This window comes from Pseudoalteromonas sp. SK18, from assembly GCF_001974855.1.
GTDB lineage: Bacteria > Pseudomonadota > Gammaproteobacteria > Enterobacterales > Alteromonadaceae > Pseudoalteromonas.
Genome location: NZ_MTQB01000006.1, coordinates 125,249 through 149,218, shown reverse-complemented (window position 1 = coordinate 149,218; position 23,970 = coordinate 125,249). Strand labels below are relative to the sequence as shown.

Annotated in this window: 26 protein-coding genes and 1 tRNA gene; 21 read left to right on the top strand and 6 right to left on the bottom strand. The window is 38.9% G+C overall.

From position 1 onward, the window contains the following. Positions 1 to 116: 116 nt before the first annotated feature. Complete coding sequence (locus BW139_RS06815; RefSeq protein WP_076919164.1) at positions 117 to 365, top strand: hypothetical protein; 249 nt, start codon at positions 117 to 119, stop codon at positions 363 to 365. Between the two features lie 448 nt (positions 366 to 813). Then, positions 814 to 1,353, top strand: coding sequence for a methyltransferase (locus BW139_RS06810; RefSeq protein WP_076919163.1), 540 nt, complete (start codon positions 814 to 816; stop codon positions 1,351 to 1,353). A 155-nt stretch (positions 1,354 to 1,508) separates the two neighbouring features. On the opposite strand, the gene BW139_RS06805 is transcribed toward BW139_RS06810, so the two are convergent. From BW139_RS06805 to BW139_RS06795, 3 genes are read right to left on the bottom strand one after another with little or no spacing between them, the layout of a single operon-like run. Continuing rightward, positions 1,509 to 3,230, bottom strand: coding sequence for a GGDEF domain-containing response regulator (locus BW139_RS06805; protein ID WP_254844952.1), 1,722 nt, complete (start codon positions 3,228 to 3,230; stop codon positions 1,509 to 1,511). Between the two features lie 24 nt (positions 3,231 to 3,254). Then, positions 3,255 to 3,677, bottom strand: a complete 423-nt coding sequence (locus tag BW139_RS06800; protein WP_008114117.1) for a response regulator — start codon at positions 3,675 to 3,677, stop codon at positions 3,255 to 3,257. After that, on the bottom strand, positions 3,674 to 5,155 hold the full coding sequence (locus tag BW139_RS06795; RefSeq protein ID WP_076919161.1) for a PAS domain-containing sensor histidine kinase: 1,482 nt from the start codon (positions 5,153 to 5,155) through the stop codon (positions 3,674 to 3,676). The genes BW139_RS06800 and BW139_RS06795 overlap by 4 nt, the downstream gene beginning before the upstream one ends. A gap of 810 nt (positions 5,156 to 5,965) precedes the next feature. Between BW139_RS06795 and BW139_RS18555 the strand changes: the two genes are divergently transcribed. From BW139_RS18555 to bamE, 11 genes are all read left to right on the top strand, one after another. Then, on the top strand, positions 5,966 to 6,451 hold the full coding sequence (locus BW139_RS18555) for an Arm DNA-binding domain-containing protein (protein ID WP_254844951.1): 486 nt from the start codon (positions 5,966 to 5,968) through the stop codon (positions 6,449 to 6,451). A 6-nt stretch (positions 6,452 to 6,457) separates the two neighbouring features. Further along, positions 6,458 to 7,345, top strand: a complete 888-nt coding sequence (locus tag BW139_RS18550) for a tyrosine-type recombinase/integrase (protein ID WP_254844950.1) — start codon at positions 6,458 to 6,460, stop codon at positions 7,343 to 7,345. Further along, entirely contained in the window at positions 7,332 to 8,198 is an 867-nt protein-coding gene (locus BW139_RS06785) for a hypothetical protein (protein WP_076919160.1), read from the top strand. Before BW139_RS18550 ends, BW139_RS06785 begins: the two co-directional genes overlap by 14 nt. A 75-nt stretch (positions 8,199 to 8,273) precedes the next feature. Next, positions 8,274 to 8,465, top strand: coding sequence for an AlpA family transcriptional regulator (locus BW139_RS06780; RefSeq protein ID WP_076919159.1), 192 nt, complete (start codon positions 8,274 to 8,276; stop codon positions 8,463 to 8,465). Positions 8,466 to 8,467: 2 nt separating this feature from the next. Beyond that, entirely contained in the window at positions 8,468 to 8,905 is a 438-nt protein-coding gene (locus tag BW139_RS06775; RefSeq protein ID WP_076919158.1) for a hypothetical protein, read from the top strand. A 166-nt stretch (positions 8,906 to 9,071) separates the two neighbouring features. Next, on the top strand, positions 9,072 to 9,224 hold the full coding sequence (locus tag BW139_RS18470) for a hypothetical protein (RefSeq protein ID WP_175611404.1): 153 nt from the start codon (positions 9,072 to 9,074) through the stop codon (positions 9,222 to 9,224). Then, on the top strand, positions 9,217 to 10,242 hold the full coding sequence (locus BW139_RS06770) for a hypothetical protein (RefSeq protein ID WP_076919157.1): 1,026 nt from the start codon (positions 9,217 to 9,219) through the stop codon (positions 10,240 to 10,242). The genes BW139_RS18470 and BW139_RS06770 overlap by 8 nt, the downstream gene beginning before the upstream one ends. Then, positions 10,239 to 11,567 carry a VapE domain-containing protein gene (locus BW139_RS06765; protein WP_076919156.1) on the top strand — a complete coding sequence of 443 codons (1,329 nt, stop codon included), beginning with the start codon at positions 10,239 to 10,241 and terminating at the stop codon, positions 11,565 to 11,567. The genes BW139_RS06770 and BW139_RS06765 overlap by 4 nt, the downstream gene beginning before the upstream one ends. Positions 11,568 to 11,904: 337 nt before the next feature. After that, a complete protein-coding gene (locus BW139_RS06760) occupies positions 11,905 to 12,186 on the top strand; it encodes a GIY-YIG nuclease family protein (protein WP_139336329.1) in 282 nt (93 codons plus the stop codon). A gap of 58 nt (positions 12,187 to 12,244) precedes the next feature. Continuing rightward, positions 12,245 to 12,715: a hypothetical protein gene (locus tag BW139_RS06755; protein ID WP_076919154.1), complete on the top strand. Its 471-nt coding sequence runs from the start codon at positions 12,245 to 12,247 to the stop codon at positions 12,713 to 12,715. A gap of 53 nt (positions 12,716 to 12,768) precedes the next feature. Beyond that, positions 12,769 to 13,179 (top strand): outer membrane protein assembly factor BamE, encoded by a 411-nt coding sequence (bamE, locus tag BW139_RS06750; RefSeq protein ID WP_254844949.1) that lies wholly within the window; start codon positions 12,769 to 12,771, stop codon positions 13,177 to 13,179. Between the two features lie 62 nt (positions 13,180 to 13,241). On the opposite strand, the gene BW139_RS06745 is transcribed toward bamE, so the two are convergent. The 3 genes from BW139_RS06745 to BW139_RS06730 form a co-directional block, all read right to left on the bottom strand. Beyond that, positions 13,242 to 14,159 carry a YbjQ family protein gene (locus tag BW139_RS06745; RefSeq protein WP_076919152.1) on the bottom strand — a complete coding sequence of 306 codons (918 nt, stop codon included), beginning with the start codon at positions 14,157 to 14,159 and terminating at the stop codon, positions 13,242 to 13,244. Between the two features lie 585 nt (positions 14,160 to 14,744). Continuing rightward, positions 14,745 to 14,821 (bottom strand) — tRNA-Pro (locus BW139_RS06735). A 116-nt stretch (positions 14,822 to 14,937) separates the two neighbouring features. Then, complete coding sequence (locus tag BW139_RS06730) at positions 14,938 to 15,561, bottom strand: arylesterase (protein ID WP_076919150.1); 624 nt, start codon at positions 15,559 to 15,561, stop codon at positions 14,938 to 14,940. On the opposite strand from BW139_RS06730, the gene BW139_RS06725 reads away from it, so the two are divergent. The 8 genes from BW139_RS06725 to tolA all read left to right on the top strand — a co-directional run bounded on the left by BW139_RS06725 (position 15,562) and on the right by tolA (position 23,969). Beyond that, complete coding sequence (locus tag BW139_RS06725; RefSeq protein WP_010392805.1) at positions 15,562 to 16,275, top strand: ABC transporter ATP-binding protein; 714 nt, start codon at positions 15,562 to 15,564, stop codon at positions 16,273 to 16,275. Further along, positions 16,265 to 18,766, top strand: coding sequence for an ABC transporter permease (locus BW139_RS06720; protein WP_076919149.1), 2,502 nt, complete (start codon positions 16,265 to 16,267; stop codon positions 18,764 to 18,766). Before BW139_RS06725 ends, BW139_RS06720 begins: the two co-directional genes overlap by 11 nt. Before the next feature lie 132 nt (positions 18,767 to 18,898). Continuing rightward, entirely contained in the window at positions 18,899 to 19,423 is a 525-nt protein-coding gene (gene ruvC, locus BW139_RS06715; protein WP_008114131.1) for a crossover junction endodeoxyribonuclease RuvC, read from the top strand. A 2-nt stretch (positions 19,424 to 19,425) separates the two neighbouring features. After that, positions 19,426 to 20,043, top strand: coding sequence for a Holliday junction branch migration protein RuvA (ruvA, locus tag BW139_RS06710; protein ID WP_008114133.1), 618 nt, complete (start codon positions 19,426 to 19,428; stop codon positions 20,041 to 20,043). 7 nt (positions 20,044 to 20,050) lie between these two features. Beyond that, on the top strand, positions 20,051 to 21,058 hold the full coding sequence (gene ruvB, locus BW139_RS06705) for a Holliday junction branch migration DNA helicase RuvB (protein ID WP_008468403.1): 1,008 nt from the start codon (positions 20,051 to 20,053) through the stop codon (positions 21,056 to 21,058). An 878-nt stretch (positions 21,059 to 21,936) separates the two neighbouring features. Beyond that, entirely contained in the window at positions 21,937 to 22,641 is a 705-nt protein-coding gene (gene tolQ, locus BW139_RS06700; RefSeq protein WP_008114137.1) for a protein TolQ, read from the top strand. After that, positions 22,628 to 23,059, top strand: a complete 432-nt coding sequence (gene tolR / locus BW139_RS06695; RefSeq protein WP_008114139.1) for a protein TolR — start codon at positions 22,628 to 22,630, stop codon at positions 23,057 to 23,059. The genes tolQ and tolR overlap by 14 nt, the downstream gene beginning before the upstream one ends. Before the next feature lie 4 nt (positions 23,060 to 23,063). Then, the gene (gene tolA, locus BW139_RS06690) at positions 23,064 to 23,969 is read left to right on the top strand and encodes a cell envelope integrity protein TolA (RefSeq protein WP_008114140.1); all 906 of its coding nucleotides are present in this window, start codon (positions 23,064 to 23,066) and stop codon (positions 23,967 to 23,969) included. Position 23,970 lies beyond the last annotated feature (1 nt).

Sequence of the window (23,970 nt, the reverse complement as noted above, 5' to 3'; positions counted from 1 at the left end):
TATAGCGCGTTGTTATTGTTTTGCCATAAGGTGGTTTAAGTTTTTACTGTGTGCTGTAAAATAACTGTATATTATTTACAGACTCGCCGTGGCGAGCAACATACAGAGTAACCATAATGGAAAATAAACTAACCGCAATCGACACTCTCGCTGAACTTGAAAGCTTTTTACTGCAAGTGGAAAACGGCGGCTTAGGTTTAACTGGCGTAGCAGGCGTCGGCATGGCAACTAATAATGCCGACGGCAGCCGTTTTGTCGCGGTGTTTGATGACAAGCAACAACTTTTATTAGCCCGTGAAATTACCGAAGAGATTTTTCAAAACGGCCAAGAGATGGTACGCAACGGAGTAGGGCGTAAGCATTAATACCTCTAGGGTCTGTTGACCTTTCAAGGTTAAATTTGCAGCAGTCTGTTTGGTATTTAGGCAAGGCAGCGCCTATGTGGTGTGGTTATTCCCCATAAATAGGCGATAACGCAGCATCAATGCCAAACAGGCGCTGCCCTTCGGGTTCTGCCTAGGGGCGATTTACTCTTTGTTGCTCGTTTTTGACTTAGCCCACTAGGTTACAAACCTCGCGCCGCGATTAAACCGCCCCTAGTTTGAACAGATTTTAATCCGAAAAGGTCAACAGACCCTAATCTAATAAGCGCCAAATGGCGCTTTTTTTGTGAGTTTGAATGTTTTTAACCAGTTGTTAAATTTAAAATAAATTTACTCAAATGCCACGCTATGTAATGGTTTTACTATGTAAAAGCGAATAATCACCAAAGTGAAATTATGACTATTCAACAGTTAACAGAGGTTAGTTAGTATGGACTATATTGCTATCGCACTTTTCTTTTTAGTTCTTCTAATAGCCTTCTCTATTGTTTGGGGTACGCTAAAAACGGGAATTTCACCGATGATGAGTTCAAGTAAAGCGCGCCAAGCTATGCTTGCTGAAATAAACATGGATGAAAAGGGCGCATTAATTGATGTAGGTTCAGGTTGGGGAACGCTCGTTATAGCGGTTGCCAAAAAACACCCTAAGAACCAGATTATTGGCTATGAGTTATCTTGGTTTCCTTGGATGATTTCAGTTCTTTTTAAATATAGTTTGGGTTTAGATAACCTTACTCTCTATCGAAAAGACTTTAAAAGTGCCGATCTCAGTGCTGCGTCTACTTTGGTATGTTACTTGTTTCCAGGTGGTATGTTAGCGCTTGAAGATAAGTTAAAACATGAATTGTTTAAAAACATCACTATTGTGAGTAACACTTTTGCTTTGCCTTCATATAAACCAACTAAAGTGATCAAACTTAAAGATTTTTACCAAACACCTATTTATGTGTACCACTGGCAACCTCAATAGCGGTATTTAATTAGAACCAGCAAATTTTATGGTTAAATTAGCAAAGAGGTTTTTTAAAACGATCAAAATAAAGAGCGTAATAATGAGCGCAAGCTGAAGTGAGTTGCTATTTTACTGGGATAATAAATGCGAACATAGAGAGATATTGTTTAGTGTTAGTGCTTAGCTGATGTCATATTTTTTATCCATAAGTTCATGTTATCTGCAGACATTGGTTTGGCAATATAATAGCCTTGTCCATGATAGCAACCCATGCCTATAAGCACTTTTTCGAGCTCTTGTGACTCTATCCCCTCTGCTACTAGGTTATACCCAAATGCTTTACTTAGCGCCACGATACAGGTAACGATAGACTTGTCTTCCTGGTCTGATAGGAGTTTTTTAACAAAGCTTTGGTCTATTTTTAGTGTATCTAAAGGTAATTTTTTTAAATAACTCAAAGAAGCGTAACCTGTCCCAAAGTCGTCTAAAGCAATACTCACCCCTAAATTTCGACAGCCATTGAGCACGTCGACTGCTTGGTCAACATTTCCAATTGTGGTGCTCTCTAAAATTTCCAACTCGAGTGTTTTTGGCTTTATATTATTGGTGCTGATGAGTAACTCTCTGAGGTTTTCAACAAAGCCTTCACTAAGTAAATGGGCTGGCGAGATATTTACACTCATACAAAGGTGATTTCTTGTCCAAATTTTATGTTGTTTTAAGGCCTCAGCAAGTACCCATTCGCCAATCAATATCCCAATGTGTGGGTGCTCTAATACCTCTGAAAAGTGACCTGGGTAAAGTAAACCCAAAGTAGGGTGATTCCAGCGTATTAGGGCTTCAACGCCAATCAACTGGTGATCCATCAAATTGACCTTTGGTTGATAATGTAAAATAAATTCTTTACGGGCAATGCCTTTCTCGGCAGCCAATAATAAATCATGTTTAGCATGCCTTAGACTTTCTTCTTCCGGATCAAAAAACAGAATTCGGTTTGTCCCAGACCTTTTAGCTTGGTACATGGTTTGGTCGGCTCGGCGTAAAACGTCATCGCAGCTTAAGCCATCATTATTAGGAAGCGCAACGCCAACACTAGCTGAAATTTGAACAGAGCACGAAAACTCTGCTAATTTTATAGGATCGTTTACCTCAATCAGCACCTCTTGTAACAGAATCTCATATTCTTGTATCGTGTGCGCAGCCCCCCTTAATAAAAAGATAAACTCATCTCCGCCGATACGCGCGAGTGTATCTTCTTTACGTAATGTACTTTGTAGCCTCTGGGCAATGGTTTTTAACACGAAATCACCGGTTTCATGACCGTATTTGTCATTAATGGGTTTAAAGTTATCTAAATCTAAATAGGCAACGGCGAGCTTTTGCTCAGATGTAATGGCCTGTTGAAGTTGATCAATTAAAATAGGGCGGCTTGCTAAGCCTGTTAGGCTATCGTAGTGTGCCATGTCATGAAGTTTTTTTTCTAAGCTTGCGCGTTGAATGGAGCTAGATATAGAGTGTATCAACTGAGCGCTTTTTAATTGGTTTTTAAGTAAATAATCGCTTGCTCCTAGCCGCATAGCTTCTGCTGCTATTTTTTCATCTCCCAAGCCTGTGACCATAATCACAGCACAATGGTTATTAACAGACTTTCTAATATTATCTAACAAGGTAAGCCCCGAGCCGATACCTAATCGGTAATCAACTATGACACAATCAAACTCCCCATGCTCAAGATAAGACATCGAGCTTTCAATAGAGGATGCCTCTGAAATTTTCGCCTGTATATTAGAGCGAGATATCATACGGCGTATTTGCTCTCTATCAACCGCATCGTCATCAACAATGAGTAGGTTAATACTGTCGCAGGTTTCAAAGTGATCTATTGAAGTTATCATATCCATATCTCTTGCTAAGATGGCTTATTCAAGCTCAACGGCATGTATATAAGCATCCATAAGTGTCGCTAATTTGGCAAACTGCGGGCCAATTGCATGTTTAACCATATAACCTGCTACGTTGTTATGGTACGCGCGAGTGCGATCGTTATCCTCATTTGAGGTTGTTAGGATAAATACAACGGTATTGTTTAATTTTTTATCTTTACGAATATGTTCTAAAAATTCAAACCCATTCATCACTGGCATATTCAGGTCTAGCAATACTAAGTAGGGCTCTGATATTTCTTTTTGTTGTGCTTTTTCTCGTAACGCATCGAGCGCAAGTTTTCCGTTTTCTTTCCAAATTATTTTAATTTTAGGATCAACTTTTCTTAAGCTTCTTGTTACGGCTTCTGCGGCAACATCGTCATCCTCAACAAGCAGTATAGACAGATTTTTGATCATAAATTTTCTTTCCTTGCAAAGCGCGGCCACCAAACATGAAATGTAGAGCCTTTTTGCAGTTCATTTGAGCTTACTGAAATGCGCCCACCATGAGCTTGTGCCAAACGCCGACTAATAGACAGCCCAATACCTGAACCCGATTTATCATCAGAGGTTGTTTGAAACAAACTAAAAATACGCTCGTAAGCCTCTGGTGGTATACCGGGGCCATCATCAGTAACCGTTATATGGCAAAGCGTATTTTCTGCTACACAACGAATCTCTATAGTTCCCTCTTTACTGTCATGGTGTTTAATAGCGTTACTTAATAAATTGCGGACCACGGTTTCAAGTGGCGTCCATGCAGTGACGATAGTATCTAATTGAATGTCTTTATGAAGCTTCATTCCAGCCGGTAAATCTAACAGTTCGGTAACGTTAGAAATTAACTTATGCATATCGATTACTTGAGTATCTGGGGTAGCTTTGCCTGCTCTTGCATAGGCCAATAAATTATCTATTAACGTCTCCATTTTATGAATACGATCATCAATACGTGTTAAGTTATATTCCACTTCAGCTGTGGTAGTGCCTAAATCTTCTTTTATCCATTCAATTAAGTTTGAAATGCCCCGCAATGGAGAGCGTAAATCATGAGAAGCCACATAGGTAAACTCCTTCAAACTTGTGTTATTTTCTTTTAACTCGGTTTCCATTCGTTTTCGTTCTGTTATATCTAACAACGACACAAATACCATGTCTTCGTCATTGGTGTTTATAAAAGGACTCAGGCCCACTTCAACTGGGAATTCTTTTCCGTCTTTGTGTAAGGCGGTTAAATCTCTGCCTACTCCCATACTTCTGACACTGGGTTCACGATGAAATGAATGGCGAAGTGCTGAATGGTGCCCTTGATAGCGATGCGGTAATAGCATTTCCATTTTTTTATCGAGTAACTCTATTTCACTGTAACCAAAAGATTTACATAACGATTGATTAACTGCTTGAATAATGCCCGCTTGGTCTACTATTAACACACCATGAGGTGCAGCTTGAATAGAGCGTTGAAACATATTATTTGCGCGCAGCCTTTGCGATATATCAACCAGTGTGGCTAAAACTAACTCTTGTTGTCCATGTATCGGGTTTAAACCTATTTCGATTGGGATTTGCTTACCATTTTTCTGACTCGCAAATAACTCACGACCTTCACCCATCAAGCGTTTTCTAGGGTTAGCAAAAAACTGACTCATCAAGTGGGTATGGTTCGCTTTAAATTGCGCTGGAAGTAAACTATCTATGTTCATTCCTATGAGTTCTGAACCCTCATAGCCTAGTATTTCAGATAGTTGACTATTGGCAAAAAGGATCTGAGCATCAGTATTAACTATCATTGCCCCCATGGGTAAACAATTAACTAGCTGAGTTAAAAATGCTTCATCCATATTTACATTTGCACTTGGCGAATTAGATTTTTTATTTACTTTTTTAAGGTCCATCAAGCATCCGGCAAGTAAATTTAGTTCCCATAATATAGTAATAGTCGAACAAGTAATGAACAGCAAACTTAGAGGAAGATCATGTTATTTAAATACCCATTTTAATAATTTCTTCTTATATTTTAGCGAGTCGTTATAGGTGAAAAAGGCATATTGATTTAGGGTTGGGGTGGGGAATATTAGTTGTAGTGCTTATTAGATATAGCTTTGTTTTAGATAACCCTACACTCTATCGCAAAGGATTCAAAAATGCTGATTTTAGTACGGCTACTATTTGTGTTAACTATTTATTGGCGCTCGGCATGGCTTGAAAACAAACTAATGTATAGAAAAGGCCAAATCTTGACTTCAGACATCATACTTATTGAATGCCTGCCCACAGCTGCATATCAATAAACTCAAGCCAATACATCAAAAAGTAAAAGTAGATACGTGCTTCTTTATTATTTGAAAAGTATTTAAGTGAGGCGTCACATAATCTCAATACCTCTGAAATCAAAAAAGCAGAAAAACAGTCAATAAATTGGTTGGTGCGATAAATGTGCGATATTTTTTATTATTAAATTAGGTAGTACGACAGGAAAATAGTTTTAACTAGAGAAAATAGAATTTAAAGAGGGATTAATGGTCGGTATGGAGAGATTCGAACTCTCGACCCCTGCCACCCCATGACAGTTTTTGGTCTTGGTGTATAAGGCGATCTATAATTAACTCATTGTTTTTAATTAATTTAAGTTTTCAGGTGATTTCAGCAGAGTTCTAAAAATTAAGTTATACTGGCTACACATTGGCTACACGCTCGGTTTAAACATGGCAGACTTAACTTCAATTACTCAAGCTAAATTATCGGTATTTAAAAAAGAAGCAGACCCAAGGCAGCAGCTAGGGTGCGATAAAATATCAGGTTTCTTTTACATTAAATTGTCAAGTGGTGGCGCATGGCGATTACGTTACACGGATTTACTCGGCAAGCGAAGAACAGCCACAATTGCTGACGCGAACGTTAAGCCAAGCCAAGCCGCAGCAGAGGCTATTTCATGGAAAGCCAAACTAAGAGAGGGGATTGATCCGCTTTCTTATAAAGAGGCACTAGCGCAACAACAACGCGAAGCCGAACAGCTAAAAGCGGCAAACGTTTACATAACTGTAGGGGCGTTTTATGAATCTATTTATACTCCACACAAATTAGATAATTACAGATATGGCGCTGGTACACTAAAGGTAATTAAACATAATTTTGAACACTTGTTTAATCGCGATATGGATAAGCTAAATAGCGCTGACATTCTACAGTGATACAACATGCGCAAAGGTAAAGGTATAAAGCGCTCAACTTTAGTAAGAGATTTTGGCGCATTTAAAGCGATGCTTAACTTTGCTACCCAACCTTTAAAAGGGGTTAATGAGCCAATTCTCAAGGTTAACCCAATTAAAAGCTTTACCCTGCCAGCACTCACTATTAAAGAGCAAGACGAACTAGAAGCGCATAACGAAAAGCTAAGCCACCAGCGCGATATATTCAGCCAAGAGGTTAAGCAGCAAATACACGCCGGTTTAGCTCTGTACTCTGAAAAGTTAAAGCGTCAGAGGCGTTCAAGTATTGCACATGGTAAAAGTCACCTAGTTAATTTAGATAACTTAACTTATCCGCACTGGTTTATTCCCTTTTGCCATATTGCACGTTTAACAGGTATGCGCCCATCTGATATATACGCTTTAAAATGGGAAAACTTACTGTTTAATCAATTTAGCGACCAAACCACACTTATTTTCACACCCAGTAAAACTAAAAAAGCAGAGAATAGCCGAAAAATTAAATTCCCTGTTACGGGCGAACTAAAGCATGTATTTGATGGCTGGGCAGCACAACAAGAACAGGCTAAAAAAGGCCTAATATTCAAATCAGAGCGCACAAATAAAAGTTTAGAGCGCAAAGCTCACCTTAGGCACTGGAAACAGGTTAAAGCACTGGGAGGTGTGCCCGAAAGCTTAGATTTTTATTCGTTTAGGCATAACTTTATATCTGGGCTGGTGGCGCGAGGTGTGCCTGTTTTAACTATTGCGGGCTTGGTCGGTCATAAAGATGGTTCGATGATAGCGGCTAATTATTTAAGACATGATGAGCAAAATATAGCAAGTTTTTTAGAAGAGACTAACTTGAGTTGGAGTGATAAAAATGGAACGAGGTAATAACTTTGATATTTTATGCACTTTAGAAAATGGAGAAGATTATTACTACAGAGGTTTATTGAGTAATAGTCTAAATAATCATCAACAATGTACTGGTATTGAAACTATGTATAGACAATCTCTTCCGATAAATAAAAAAACTCAATCTGCAATTGAGCTTATAGCTAAAGTAATTTATCCCTTAGAAAAAGTTAAAAGAGAAAAGTATTATGATGCGGCAATCACCATAATTTTGCATATAGATGGGTGTTCTAAAAATTACATAAGCAAGAATACTAAAAATAGGTCTATACAAAGAGTTGAATCTACTTTAAAAAAAGGTGGGCGCGTTTTTTCAAAAGCCTTAATACTTACCCAGTGCTACAGCCATTATATAGCTTATTTAGAAGATACGGTTTCACCAAAAGAAACATGGAATGATTTTCTCATTAAGTACAGGGCATTCTATGGTAGCTATGACAACAACTTTACATATGGAGCAAATTCTAAGGTAGAGTATCAGTACCTATATGAAAGCATAATAAATGCAGGTACAGATAAGTGTAAGTCGGGTGACAGTTTTACAGGCTTGGCTCAAGATTGGGCTAAGGTGAGGCCTGTATTACATCTGGTTTTAGGAATAATGAGCCAGTTCGAAAAGTCTGTACCGCACATTTATAAGTTAATTAAAGAGCCAACGTGGTTAGAGCCATCATTAAAAAGGAGTCAATATTTTTTAGCTGAAATTATTGACTCGGAAAAGGTCAAAATATCTGACAATAGAAGGAAACTCAATTTAAGTTCGGATGAAATGCTATTTATTGATATTGAAAGTAACCCAATATTTTTAAGAAAGAGTAATATTTTTAGTTAAAACACTTTTACGTATACATTGTTTTTATAGACACGGATAAATTGAAACCTCTATTAACAAGATGAGGTTTTATCAATGACTACACAGCAACACTCTGAAAATTTACGCTTAAAAGAAGCTGCTGCTTTTATTGGGGTTAGCAAGCCTACTTTGTGGCGTTTAGAATTGCAAGACCCTGATTTTCCTAAAAAAATACGAATTAGCAGCCGCTGCTGTGTGTTCAGGAAAGTTGACCTTCAAAATTGGCTAAAAAGCAAGGAGGTCTGATCATGAGCGATTTCAAACAATCTATAAGCAACACTATCAAATTAAAAGCATGCTGTATCAATGAAGTTAATTGTTTGCAGCTTGGCCTACCTACTCCTAAGCGTTACGAGAAGCAGATTGACTATGTTTTGCGGCTTATGCTGCTCGGTTATTCAATTAATACGCGTACAGCGCGGTACATAGATATTTATAATTTACACAGTGTTTTGCATACACTTAAAAGGCGCGGGATTTCTTTTAATATTGACCACGTCAAAGCATATTGCCCACGTGCAGAGGCGGTTTTAAGTAACTTAGTAGATAAAGCTTATATGCACAGAGAACAAGTTAGTTTGTATAAAGAAAAAGCCACTACAGCGCCAACTGTAACGGCTTCTAGTTCAAATGCTGGTGATGAAAGTTCACAAACTAACCACCAGCTAAAAAAGGAGTCAAAATAATGAGCCCTTTTAGAAGCTGCAAACGAACAAAGTTTGCGATAGACAACTTACTTAAATTAGAAGTGAGTGTAAAGCTTAGTGATTTATTAATGATAATTGTATGTCTGATTCTACAGCTAATAATATCGACAAAGTTACTAATTATCCTAATTAAGACGGGGGCTTTATGATTGAGCATAAAAAAGCCCTCGGCAAAGGGCTAATAATTGAGGTATTTAACGCTCTCTATTATATCAAAAGTGTTAAACATTTACTGGACAACAAACGCAATAAAAAGTTTTTAGATTTAACTTTAAATAGAGGGCTTAAACATGCTTAATTTTTTACACGGTAAAAGCCACAACGTCACCGCTGATTTTAGTTATATAAATTGGCATGAGTTAACACTCAAAATTGAAAGCCCTCAAAACTTAGGCGCATTAACACCTAAAGAGGCTAAAGCTAAATCGGCCGTTATAGCGGCCACCGATGCGCCCAATAAAACAAAAGAGTCAATACTCTTACATGATAGCTTTACATTGCTAAGGCTTGATTTAGACGATACTAACCTAGAGTTAGCTACTATTGCCGATATGCTAGAGAGCATGTGTATAGAGTCATACATAATTCATACCACAGCAAGCCACCAGCAACAGGCCACAACAAACCGTTACAGAGTTTATATAGAACTAGCCGCTTCTATTACTTATAAGGTATGGGCAGCTATGGAAAGCTATTTGAGTTATATATTTAACGCTGATGATTGCGCTAAGCGTCCACAGCAAATTATGTATTTACCTGTCCGTTTAAAAGGTGATTGCTACCAATTTAAAATTGCAGAAGGTGGGGCGCTTGATGTTGAAAGTTCTCAGCTTTACAAGGACGCACAGCAATTTGAAGCAGAGCAAAGCAAACAGCTAGAACAGGCTGTTAGTCTGCCTATAAAGCCAGCCTATCAAACTCAGTTAATAGGTAATCAGGTTTCTATTATAGACGCTGTAAACAGTGCTTATTCATGGTATGAGTTGCTTTTAAGTTATGGTTACAAAGCACAAGGTAAGGCTTATTTGCCGCCAGAATCCACCAGCAAACAAGCGGGGGCTTATATATTAACGAGTCACACCGATGGTAAAGAGCGTTATTATTCGCACCATGAAAATGACCCCTGCGCTAATGGCTTATGTATAGATAAGTTTGATTTTATGGTGATACGTTCCTATCAAGGAGATTATAAACGAGCGTTAAAGCTGGTGGCTGAAACTTACTTTTCTGAGTTGCACAAACACAACTTAAAAGAGTACAAAATTTATAAGCAAAACCAACGCACCCAAACGTTATTTATGGGGGCTAAATTATGAGTATAAATATTCCAGCCCCGCACAAAAGCTACGAAATAGAGTTACCTCAAAATACGGTATTAGATAGGCCATGCTTTACCGATTTAAAAGAGGACAGTAAAGGCAATGTAAGAGTATTGAACACTAATCAAAACCTCGCTGATTTAGCTAATTTTTGTAGCCTAGATTTTAGGCTTAACATGATGACGTTTAATAACGAGGTGTGCGATATTTTTGGCACTTTAATAGCCGACTCGTACGACAGCATTAACAGTAAACTTATATCAGCTGCGAATATTTATGGTTTACCTGAAAAAGCAATAAACACACATTTAGTCGCATTATGTGAGCAAACTAAATACCACCCTATAAAACTATACTTAGATGGTGAACAGTGGGATGGTAAAGAGCGCGTTAGTGCGGTTATTAGTTGTTTAAACGCCAAACATGAAGCATTAGCCGATACAATATTAAAGCACTGGCTGGTGGGCTGTGTGGCTTCTCTTTATGAGAGTAACTTTAACAGTAAGCTTGTGCCAGTGTTACAAGGTGATCAATCTTTTAGAAAAACAGCATTTGTTTCTCGCTTTGCAGAGATTATTCCACATGCGTTTTTAGAAGGGGCGGCATTAAACCCCGATGATAAAGACAGTGTCTTGTCGTGTATTCGATCATTTATTGTTGAGCTGGGCGAACTTGAACGCACCAGTAAAAACTCACAAGGAAGTTTGAAAGCGTTTATCACTAATAAGGTTGATACGGTTCGCCCACCTTATGCAAGGCTCGATATTAAAAAACCACGGCAAACACATTTTATTGCCACGGTTAACGGTAGCGAATTTTTAAAGGATGAAACAGGCTCAAGCCGCTTTGCTGTTATTGAAATGGAACAGGCCGCTAACATGGATAAGTTAAACGAGTTGCTAGGCTGGCACTATGACGGTACAGGCTCATTAAAACAGGTTGATGAGTCACAACTCAAACAGTTTTGGCTTGAAGTAAAGCATCTCTATTTAAGTGGTTATGGTTGGATGCTAAAAGACGAAGATTTGCAGCAAATAGCCAAGTTGAATGACAGCTATCAAGATAAGGGCTTTGCGTATAGTTACATATACGACAATTACATAGCACCAGCCAGCAAGATAGATTTTGCAAACGAAATAGACAGGCCACAATGTATTAATGGTTGGTTTTCGGCAGGTGAATTAATTTATGAAGATAAAAAACTTAACTCTTATACAAGCGGTGTTGTCGGCAAGGCTTTGAGGCAGTTAAGCCGCGAAGGTTACTTACAAGCTAAAAAAGCGGGGGGGAATCAAACACGATATAAATTAAGCAGTAACTAGCCGCTTCTTTTATATTAACTGTTAGGTTAGTTGAGTAAAGTTAAGCTCTTAAAATTTACCTAACCCCGCTAAAGCCCTTTATTGATAAGGGCTTTACTTATTTGTGTTAAGTAGTTAAGTAACTTTATATAAACAATTAAAATAGCTGGTTAAATACAGGGTAGTCAGTAAAAGGAATAAGGGCTACCGAGTATAGAAAAGGCTAATATAGAAAAGTTAGCGATTTTACTTAACACCTAACTTAAATTATTTTAGACATTAAAATTCAGCTGGTTAGTAGTTGTTAGGTATCAAAATCTAAGCTAACTATTTACTTAACAAATAACAAGAGTTGGTCATGGTTACAAAAGTTATTTATAAAATCACTTACCCAAATGGTAAAATTTACATAGGAAAAGATCTTACTAATACGTTTACCTATTTTGGAAGCGTAAACGCTGATTTGGTGGCCGCAGACTTTTCACCAGAGCAGCGCAAAAGTATCACTATAACAAAGGATATTATTTTTGAATCAACTGATACAAAAGAAATTAATAAACGAGAGGTGGAACTAATTAAAAAATACCAGTCAAACAACCCTGAGATCGGATATAACAGGTGGCCTAAATTTTCCTCATAGATACAGCCCATGATAAAGTGTATGCTTTACTTTTGATAATAATTTAAAGGGAATTAGCATGCTTTATGAATACCTAGTGTTTATGTTTTTGTGCGGATTAATAACAGGGATTATTGGAAGCAATAAAGGAAGAAGTGGGTTTCTATGGTTTGTAATTGGTTTTCTGCTAGCGCCTCTAGGTATTGTATTGGCGCTTGTTATTAAAAAAGACAATCAAACTCTCGAAAGCAAAGCTATTGCTTTAGGTACTCAAAAAAAATGCCCGTTTTGTGCTGAATTAATAAAAGCTGAAGCCATTATTTGTAAGCACTGTAATAGAGATCAAACAGAACATAACACCTCAATGCAAAGAGGCAACTGCCAAAAAGCGTTACTAAGTGCTATCGCCGATAATGATATTGAAGCCGTCAGAAGTATTTTAAATTCAGTCCAAAATATATCTTATGAGAACTTTTCTACACCACCATTGGAATACGCAGAGTTACATGGAAATGAAGAGATAATAAGTTTAATCAAAAAAGCATTTTAAAAAGAACGGTAATCTAATCCTTTTAAAGCAATAGCTTTTAAGAGGTTGAATATATGCTAATGCTTGTATATTTTAATAGCTCATACAAAGAAAAGGGAACAACTATGAAATATGGAATTTTAATTTTATGTGCTTTATTACTTACCGCTTGTGCCACTGCAAATTACACTACAGGTAGCGACTTTAAAACGGATAAGGTTGATCAAATCGAAAAGGGAGTTACAACAAAGGAGCAGGTTGCTAGTTGGTTTGGAGAACCGTACTCAAAAACGGTTATTAATGGCAATCAAGTTAAGTGGCTTTATTTTTATTCTCAAGGCACGTCAAAAGCTCAATCTTATGTGTTTACTATGAAAGTTCAAACCGAGGGTACTCAAAAAACATTAGATATATTGTTTGATGACGGCATTGTTTCAAATTACACCTATACCAATGGCGCAGCGCCGCAAATGAGTATTAATTAATATTAAGGGTGGAATTTGTACTTTTTAAAAATTCCGCCCTTAACTAGCTAAAATAAATAAGCTTAACGTTCAATAATCACCGCAGTACCGGAAGCAACGATAAACAACATGCCAAACTTACCACCGCCAGATATTTCACTGTAATCTAGGTCTATACCCACTACAGCATTAGCACCTAAAGAAAAGGCTTCTTTTTGCAATTCAGCTAAAACGTTTTTACGAGCGTCTTTCAATGTATTTTGAATACTTTTATTTCTGCCGCCAAAAATATCACTTATGCTCGCAAATAGGTCTTTAAATATATTCATACCATAGGCGCACTCGGCCGTTATAACGTCCAATCTTTTAAGCACCTTTAAATTTGATGCTGTTTCAGTGGTAAGAATAACTTCGTTAGGCGTACGAATAATTTTATAGTTACTTGCAGCAAGATCGTTTTTCTTTTTTTCAACTTCGCTTAAATTTTTCTCGTCATTACTCTTTTCTTGCGAAGCCGAAAGTTTTTTCTTTAGATATATGTCTTTTGTAGTTTCTATTTTATGAGCTGTTTCTTTAGAAACACTCGTGACATATTTACCGTAGAAAAGGACTTCATACGAGGAATCACATTCAACAGTCCTCAAACCAGCTATACCGTAGTCTTTTGATTTGAAGTTGATTAGTGCGCTAGATAGCGTGATTTCATTATTGCTTATATCTAACAGCTTATCTTTAATATTATTATCTATTATTATGCTTTCTTTGATGCCATACCTTTTATAAATCCCAGCTTGGCTATATAGGGTAGTTAAATTGCAGAGGAAATCATTGTTATAAAATATTGATGCGACACCTTTATAACCATCTTTTTTTAGTGAAAAGCTGAGGCAGTTAATTTCATAAGTTGTTTCAGTAAAATTATTAGTTAAGCCTTTGTCGTTTAAAGTCCATTCGGTTTTTGTACTTGAAGATTTAGATTCGTGATTGTCTGATAAAAACATAAACCGTCCTTAGTAATTATAATTTTATTAGAGTTACAAAAGAATGAACCAAACTCAAGCTATTTAAAGTTACTTGGCAAAGTGATGTTTGTCCTTTTGAAATAGGGCTTGGCTGCCTGAAATAATCTAAAAAGGGTATAATAGGAACTCATAGCGGGGGATTTATGAAGCGAACTGATAAACTTCACAATGATAGACAAATATTTGAAGCGTTAGCGAAAGTGCTGAGTGGTTCACATAAATTTAAAAACCCAAGTTATGAATTGTTAGTCAATTACTTAAATAGCAAAGACTTAAAAACAAGCTGGGGTAACAGCTGGACGCGTAAAAGCTTATTCAGGTATCTACAAAGAAACGGCTTTTCAGGTGTGTGGGGGCTACGTAACAGCTTAAAGGAGTATAAAAAGATAACCAGATTTATTTAGGGTATTTTCAGACACCGTAAGAAGAAATTCGCAACCAGTACGCACGAAGTATTAAAAGTTATTTCTGACTAAAAAAATAATAGAGTGGCTACAGATTGGCTACACGAAGTGTTTATTTAGAAAATAACTTATTAGGATTTGAGGTAAGTTATTGATTAATTGGTCGGTATGGAGAGATTCGAACTCTCGACCCCTGCCACCCCATGACAGTGCGCTACCAAGCTGCGCCACATACCGACTTCGATAGCAATAGTACGTGTATTTATAAAAAAATCAATAAGCTTTTGTTTGTTTGGATGTTTATTGCGCAAGCGTGTGATTTTAAGCGCTTGCGCAGAGTGTTTTACACGGCCTTAGTCTTTATTTAACCACTGGTTGATCGTGTTATACATTTCATCTCGTAGTATTGGTTGGGCAGTTTTGTTAGGGTGTAAGTTATCGTTTTGCATTAGCTCGCTTTTTCCTGCTACTTTAAGCACAAAAAACGGCATTAAATGCGAGTCGGTAGCTTCACTAACACTGGCAAAACTATCGGTAAACATTTTACTGTAACGCGGGCCATAGTTAGGTGGAATATATATTTCCATAAGTGCGGTTTGCGCATCTGCAGCTTGGCTTTTTTCAATTAAAGCCGTTAAGTTAGCCTGCATTTTAGTGATAGGAAAACCGCGTAGGCCGTCATTAGCACCGAGCTCAATAAGTACGTGAGTGGGTTGATATTGCTCAAGTAGCGCGTCTAATCGGCGCAATGCACCGCCGGTGGTTTCGCCGCTAATACTGGCATTTACTAAGTTGATAGGGCGTTGCTCGGCATCGTATTTATCTTGTAACAATTGCACCCAGCCTTGTTCTTGTTTTAAGCCATAGGCTGCGCTTAAACTATCACCAAGTATTAAAATCGTGTTGTTAGCTGCCGCGTGTAGTGGGTTAATAACTAAAAATAAAATGAATACACAACGTAGGATTGAATGAGTCATATGTCAGCGCTTTCTCAATTAAATATAATTCAAGTAAATGGTTTGTCTAAAGTGGTTTCCACCTTTGAAGGTGAGTTGTCCATCCTCAGCGACATCAGCTTTAATGTCAAGCATGGCGAGTCTGTTGCCGTAGTGGGCACGTCGGGCTCTGGTAAATCTACATTATTGAGCTTGCTAGCAGGGCTTGATACCGCCAGCAGTGGCGAGGTAATGTTAGATGGTGAGCCTTTGCACAAGTTAGATGAAGAAGCGCGTGCAGCACTGAGAGCCGCTAAAGTCGGTTTTGTATTTCAGTCTTTTATGTTGGTGCAAAGTTTAACCGCACTTGAAAATGTGATGCTGCCTGCTGAGCTTGCTGGCGAACACGACGCTAAAGAGCAAGCGCTCGCGCTACTTGAAAAGGTTGGCTTGAGCCATCGTATTGATCATTACCCGTCGCAGTTATCTGGTGGTGAGCAACAGCGTGTTGCCATTGCCCGTGCATTTGTGGGTTCACCAAAAATATTATTTGCCGATGAGCCATCAGCTAACTTAGATAGCAAAAATGGCCATATGATTGAGTCGTTATTATTTGATTTAAATAAGCAAAATGGTACTACGCTTATTTTAGTTACCCACGATGAAGCACTGGCGCAAAAGTGTGAACGTATTATTCAGATTGAAGCCGGTGAGCTGGTACATAACTCAACTGAGGAAATGGCAAATGTGGGCTAAATTAGCGCTTAAACTATTTTCTCGTGAGTTTCGCCGTGGTGAACTAACCGTAATAAGTGCTGCCATTGCTTTAGCGGTATTAACCGTGCTTACTTTATCTATGGTGACCGAGCGAATAGCAGAAAGTATTGCCCAAAAAAGCAGTGCATTTATAGCAGCAGATAGAGTATTGGCCAGTAACCACGCCATAGATACCGCTTTTATTACTCAAGCTGAGCAGCAAAATCTTGAAACAGCTCAAATGGTGTATTTTGACACTATGTTGTTTGCAAACGATGAAATGCAATTTAGCTCAGTAAAGGCTGCATCAAATAGTTACCCGCTTAAAGGTCAGTTAAAAGTTAAGTCGGGCTTAAACGCTGAAACAGAAGTTGCCCCGAGTGCACCAACCCCAGGTAACGTGTGGCTAAGTGAATCGGTTTTTTACAGTTTAAACATAAACGTAGGCGACCAAGTTGAGCTGGGTGCTGCGTTATTCAATGTAGAAAAGGTGATTGTAGAAGAACCTGATGCGCCGTTTAATGTGTTCTCTAGTAGCCGCAGAGTATTAATAAACATTGCCGATGTACCAAAAACTGAAGTAATACAGCCCGGTAGCCGTGTATTTTACCGCCAGTTGTATGCAGGTGATGAAAGCGATATCAACAGTTTTTACGATTGGTTAAAACCGCAACTTAAAGAAAACCAAAATTGGTATGGTGTAAAAGATCGCCAATCGCCTATTTCAAATAGCTTAAATAGAGCTGAAAGCTTTTTGTTATTAGCCGGTTTGCTAGGGATTATTTTAGCCGCGGTTGCTATTGCAGTATCGGCTAAGCGCTATTGTGAGCGTCAATACGACCCAGTCGCAATGATGAAAACCTTAGGCGGCAGCCGCGATATGATCCGTAAAATTTACCTTATGCACTTATTAATGGTATGTACCATGGCGGTGGTTGTTGGCCTAGCTATTGGTTATGGTTTGCAAGAGCTGGCTACCGGTTATTTAGCTAAAAGTATGGGTACCGAACTGCCTATGGCTGGTTTTAAACCTTGGCTGGTGGCAATTAGCACCGGGGTTATTTGTGCGGTTATGTTCTCTATTAAGCCACTTTTAGATTTATTTGATATTCCACCGCTTAGAGTACTTCGTCGTAACTTAGGTGATCGTCTTGCGGTAAGTAAAATTCATTTAGGGCTAAGTGCACTCACCGTGTTTTTATTAATGTGGTTATTTAGTAATAACATTAAAATTACCCTTATTTTGTTTGTCTCAACGCTTGCGCTTATTTTGGTGTTATTTTTAATTTCTAAGTTAATATTTGGTGGTGGCCGCAAGCTTGGCTTAAAGCCGGGTAACAGCTGGTCGTTGGCTATTGCGTCTATTCAAAAGCGCGCCAATGTTAATGCAGTGCAGTTAATTAGTTTTTCGTTAGCGATTAAATTACTATTATTTTTAATTGTGCTTAAAAACGATATTATTTCTGATTGGCAGTCACAATTGCCAAGTGATGCGCCTAACGCTTTTTTAGTTAACATCACGCAAAATGAACTGGATCCAGTTAATGAATATTTAGCACAAAAGGGCATTCAGGTGTCGGAGTTTTACCCGACTATTCGTGGTCGCGTAAATGCCGTCAACGGTGAAGCGGTTGCGCGTGAAGTGTCACTGCAAGACAACGAGAAAAAAGACGAAGAAGCCCGCTCAGGCATTGGTCGCGAACTTAACTTAACCTGGCTTGATGACGTTCCTTCACAAAATGACATTATCGATGGCCAGTGGTTTGGCGATGACGCCGTAGCTGAGGCCTCACTTGAAGAGTCGATGATGCAGCGCCTAGATGTGAAAATGGGCGATACCCTCACGTTTTTAATTGGTGCGCAGTCGTTCGACGCTAAAATAACCAGTGTGCGAAAAGTAAATTGGGCTACCCTCAAGCCTAACTTTTTTATTATTTTAAGCCCTGATGTACTAAGCGACTTTCCGGCGACCTATATTTCATCGGTACGCATTGAGCCTGAGCAAAAGCGCGACTTTAGCCAGTTATTACGTACATATCCCACGATTACAGCAATTGATGTAGATAATTTTGTTAAGCAAATACAATCTACTATTGAACAAGTGTCGTTAGCCATTGGTTTTGTATTGGCTATTGTGGTGTTGTGTGGTGCGTTGGTATTAATATCGCAGGTGCAAGCAAGCTTAGGTGAGCGCATGCAAGAAATTGTAATACTGCGTACATTAGGCGCTAAAAGCCGATTAATAAAAAATGCCACCTTGTATGAGTTTTTATTACTGGGCGGTTTAGCCGGACTAGTCGCTGCATTTTTCAGTGATATAGCACTGTTAATAGTACAGCAGCAAATGTTTGATTTGGCAGGTAAGCTGCATCCTAATATTTGGATTATTGGCCCCGTTGCTGGTGGCGTGTTTGTAGCAGGGTTAGGCTATTTTATGATTGCTCGTACGCTCAAACAAAATACTCAAGGCTTAGTGCGCGCTTTAGCGTAAACTTTGCGGCCAAATAGCGTTTAAATGCCTACTTTTTAAGTAGGCATTTTTGTTTTGGCTTGGTACTGGTAATTTATACAGTGCTCTGGCATTATTAGCATTATTAATGAATAACAATAATGAGAGTGCTGTTTGGCCATTATTTTAGGGATCGATCCGGGCTCGCGTTTAACGGGTTACGGTGTGGTTGCGCACCAAGGTGCTAAGTTTACTTACTTAGGCAGTGGCTGTATTAAATTAGCCGATCACGACTTTCCCACCCGACTTAAAATGATCTACCAAGGTATTACGCAGCTTATAGAGCAGTTTTCGCCTGAAACCTTTGCCATAGAAAAAGTATTTATGGCTCATAACCCCGATTCTGCTTTAAAGCTTGGGCAAGCCCGTGGTGCTGCCATTGTGGGGGCCTCTATGGCCGACTTACCGGTGTTTGAATACTCTGCACGGCAAATAAAGCAAGCTGTGGTGGGTAACGGTGGTGCCGATAAATCGCAAGTGCAACATATGGTTAAAAATATACTTAAACTGCCAGGTACGCCGCAAGCCGATGCAGCAGATGCACTCGCGATTGCGATTTGCCATGCTCACTCTGAACAAAACTTAATAAAACTAGCGGGTAGCGCAAGCAAAACCGTTAGAGGACGTCTAAGGAAATAACAATGATAGGTCGCTTAAACGGCGTGTTAGTTGAAAAACAGCCCCCAGAAATATTATTAGAAGTGAGTGGCGTTGGCTATGAAGTACAAATGCCAATGACTTGTTTTTACGATTTACCCAAAGTGGGCGACAACGCCATTGTGTACACTCACTTTGTAGTACGCGAAGACGCACAGTTATTGTTTGGTTTTAATAATAAAACCGAACGTGCCTTATTTAGAGAGCTGTTAAAAGCTAATGGCGTAGGGCCCAAATTGGGTCTAGCTATTTTGTCGGGTATGTCGGCGCAGCAGTTTGTAAGTTGCGTAAATAATGAAGATGCTACCGCTTTGGTTAAATTGCCAGGTGTGGGTAAAAAAACCGCAGAGCGTTTAGTGCTCGAAATGAAAGACCGATTAAAAAATTGGGGCAACGATTTATTTACCCCGTTTAGCGATAGCGCCGTAATAGAGCCAGCGAGCGATGCAACTATAGCCAATAATGCGGCCGATGATGCGGTTTCGGCGTTAGTGGCACTCGGTTATAAATTGCCACAAGCGCAAAAAGCAGTAAAATCAGTAAGCAAACCCGATATGTCGACTGAGGTTCTAATTAAAGAATCTTTGAAATCAATGCTGTGAGTAAATTATGATCGAAGCTGATCGCTTAATAGATGCTGCTGAAAAAACCAATGAAGACACCATAGACCGTGCTATTAGGCCTAAGTTACTGGCCGACTACCGTGGTCAGCCGCATGTTAAGCAACAAATGGAAATATTTATTGAAGCTGCGCGAAGCCGCAGCGAAGCGTTGGATCATTTATTAATATTCGGTCCGCCAGGCTTAGGTAAAACCACGCTTGCTAATATTGTAGCCAATGAGCTAAATGTAAATATTAAAACCACCTCGGGCCCTGTGCTTGAAAAAGCCGGCGATTTGGCGGCATTGCTTACTAACCTTGAAGAGGGTGATGTACTATTTATTGATGAAATACATCGCTTAAGCCCGCAAGTAGAAGAAATACTCTACCCTGCAATGGAAGATTACCAGCTCGATATAATGATAGGTGAAGGGCCAGCAGCACGCTCTATTAAGCTTGATTTACCTGCATTTACTTTAATTGGCGCAACTACCCGTGCGGGGTCATTAACCTCACCACTGCGTGACCGCTTTGGTATTGTACAGCGTTTAGAGTTTTATTCTGTGGAAGACTTATCGCATATTGTGGGGCGCTCAGCGCATTACCTTGATTTAGTAATGTGTGACGATGGCGCCGCCGAAATAGCCAAGCGCTCTCGTGGCACGCCGCGTATTGCAAACCGTTTATTGCGCCGTGTGCGCGATTACACCCAAGTTAAATCAGATGGTACGGTTAATGCTGAGGTTGCTCAACAAGCCCTCGATATGATTGATGTTGATAAAAGTGGTTTTGATTACATGGACCGCAAATATTTACTCGCCATTATTGAAAAATTTATGGGTGGCCCCGTTGGTCTTGATAACCTAGCCGCGGCCATAGGCGAAGAAAAAGAAACCATAGAAGATGTGATTGAGCCGTTTTTAATTCAACAAGGGTTTATTCAGCGCACGCCACGCGGACGAATTGTGTCGGATAATGCGTACCATCATTTTGGTTTGTTACCTAAAAAAGATTAAAGATTAATTAGATTCTTTCTAAAGCCACTGTCATTTTAACGACAGTGGCTTTTTAGTATGGGCAAAGATAAATTGAGACGTATTTTACTTTGCCAATAATTCACTGAGCGTTAAGACATATCAGGCTATTGTTCGCCTGCTGTGACAGTGTTTAGGCCGAATTTAGATGGTTTGCTAAATTGCAGGCAAAAAAAAGCCCGCAAAAAATGCGGGCAAACAACAAGTTTAAGGAAGTAATCTAGGGAACTACGTTTTACTTGTTGAGGTCATACCCCAAGAAGTAAAAAAGTAATACGAAATAAATCATATTACGAGGAACTGGATTCAATGAAATAGCTTTCATTTAATGCGCTAGCTCGGTATGGGAGAATAATACCGAAGCGACACAATTTGTTCAAACTAGAAAATTTATATTTTCAGATAAAAAAAACTAATAGCAGCGGTTTTTTGTTTTAGCTTATTGTTGCATGTTAATTAATCATTAATTCTATAAGTTAATGAAATGCTTTGTTTATGTATATTAACATATTAACGTTCGGTATTAGTTTTACTATTACGTTAAGGTAAGGATGTGGTAATTATGAGTGCTTATGCATTAATTTTGAATAAACAGCGTGTTTTTGTAACTCTTTAGTGAATCTAAGCGCGCTAATATACAGCCTTGTTGTTATTTATTTATACAGTAGAACAAGAGTTAAATAGTAAATATTGAGTAAAGCTGTTTTTTTAACGTTTTTTGTTGTCTATTCACAGCAATATCGTTGTCAGCAGGAAATACACTAGATACACTAGCTAAACTTTAATGGTGGCGAATGTATTGCTAAGTTACCTTACTCAAATAAATCAATTTGATGTTTTTAATTATTTAGGAGTTTAACGTGGGATCAGGGCTTAATTTTTTAGATCTAATTCTAGAAGCCAGTTTGCTTGTGCAATTAGTAATGCTAGCGTTGGTTGCTATGTCGGTTATGTCGTGGGCTATTATTTTTCAACGTAAAAAAGCCATCTCTGACGCCTTAGCAAATGCCAAAAAATTTGAGCAACGTTTTTGGTCTGGTGTTGACCTGAGTAAACTATATAACGAAATTTCATCACGCGGTGGCCAATCAGCTGGCATTGAAGCGTTATTCACTTCAGGCTTTAAAGAATTTGCACGTCATAAAAAAAATACCTTTCAAAGTGCGGGCATTGTAATGGAAGGCACACACCGTTCGATGCGGGTTGCGCTTTCTCGTGAAATAGAAAAACTAGAATCAAGCTTATCGTTTTTAGCAACAGTGGGTTCAATTAGCCCATACATCGGCTTATTTGGTACGGTGTGGGGTATTATGAATGCCTTTATTGCTCTAGGTGAAGTAAAGCAAGCAACCTTACAAATGGTTGCACCCGGTATCGCAGAGGCACTAATTGCTACAGCAATGGGTTTATTTGCGGCAATTCCAGCTGTTATTGCTTACAACCGATTTGCTAATAAAGTTGAAAAGTTAGAATCTCACTACATTAACTTTATGGAAGAATTTGCCAATATCTTACACCGTCAAGCAGCTACCCAAATAGAGGCTCAAGCGAATGTACCAGCGTAAAAAGCGTCGCCCAGTCGCAGAAATTAATGTAGTACCATACATTGATGTAATGTTGGTGCTGCTTATTATATTTATGGCCACTGCGCCGTTAATTACTCATGGTGTAAAAGTAGACCTACCAAAAATGGAAGAGTCGGACTTAGTCGATACCAAGGACACGCCACCCATTATTGCCTCTATTGATGCCGATGGTAAGTATTACGTAAGTGTAGGTACCGATCCTGAAGAGCCAATGGAAGCATTAGATGTGGCTGCAGTAATTAAACTACAACTAATGAAAAACCCTGATGTGCCTGTGATGATAAAAGGCTCGGGTAAAGTGTCGTATCAGGAAGTGTTACTGTTAATGGACTTTTTAAAAAATGCAGGTGTACCGTCGGTCGGGTTAATGACCGAATCCTTTGAGGGGACCAAGTAACTGTATGAGTAGTTCATTAATTAAATCAGTATTGCTGCATTTAGCGTTAGGTGGGTTTTTGTATGCGTCAGCAAACATTCATCCTCCTAAACCTAAAGTAATGGAAGTGACGCTTAATGCGGCTATTCCTGAACCAGAGAAAGCGGTTTCGGCGGTTACGGTTGATCAAAAGCAAGTTGAGCAAAAAATAGCTGAGCTTAAAAAGAAAGAAGATGATAAAAAGCGTGCTGAAGATAAACGCATTCGCGATTTAGAACGCAGAGCAGCCGATGCACGTAAACAGCGTGAAGCTGAAGCAAGGCGCATTAAAAAGCTTGAACAGCAGCGCAGAGCGAAAGAAAAAGAAACCGCAGAAGCGCAAGCACAAGCTAAAAAAGCCCGAGAAATAGAACAGCGCGAGCGAGCAAAAGCTAAGCAAGCCGAAAAGCAAAAGCAAGAAGCTGAAAACGCGGCAAAAGCAGCTGCCGATAAACGCAAAGCGGAAGAAGCGGCACTTAAAAAAGCTGAAGAAGAGCGTAAAAAACGCGCTGAAGAAGCAGAACGTAAACGTCAGCAAGCATTGCAAGAACAAATGCTGCAAGAGCAACTTGCCAAAGAGCAGGCGGCTCGTAATAAAATACGTCAACAGCAAGTAGTCAGTGAAGTTGATAAATTCCGCGCTCTAATTATGGCGCGTATTCAACAAAACTTACTAATTGATGAAAAAATGAAAAACCAGCAATGCCGCATTAATATCCGTCTTGGATTTAATGGGCTAGTAACGCAGGTAAAATCGTTAGGCGGTGATAAGTTAGTGTGTGAGGCTGCATTAAGAGCCGTTCGCATGGCCGACACATTACCGGTATCTAAAGACAAAGACGTATTCGAGCAACTAAAGAATATTAATATAACCATCGCGCCAGAGTTTTAAG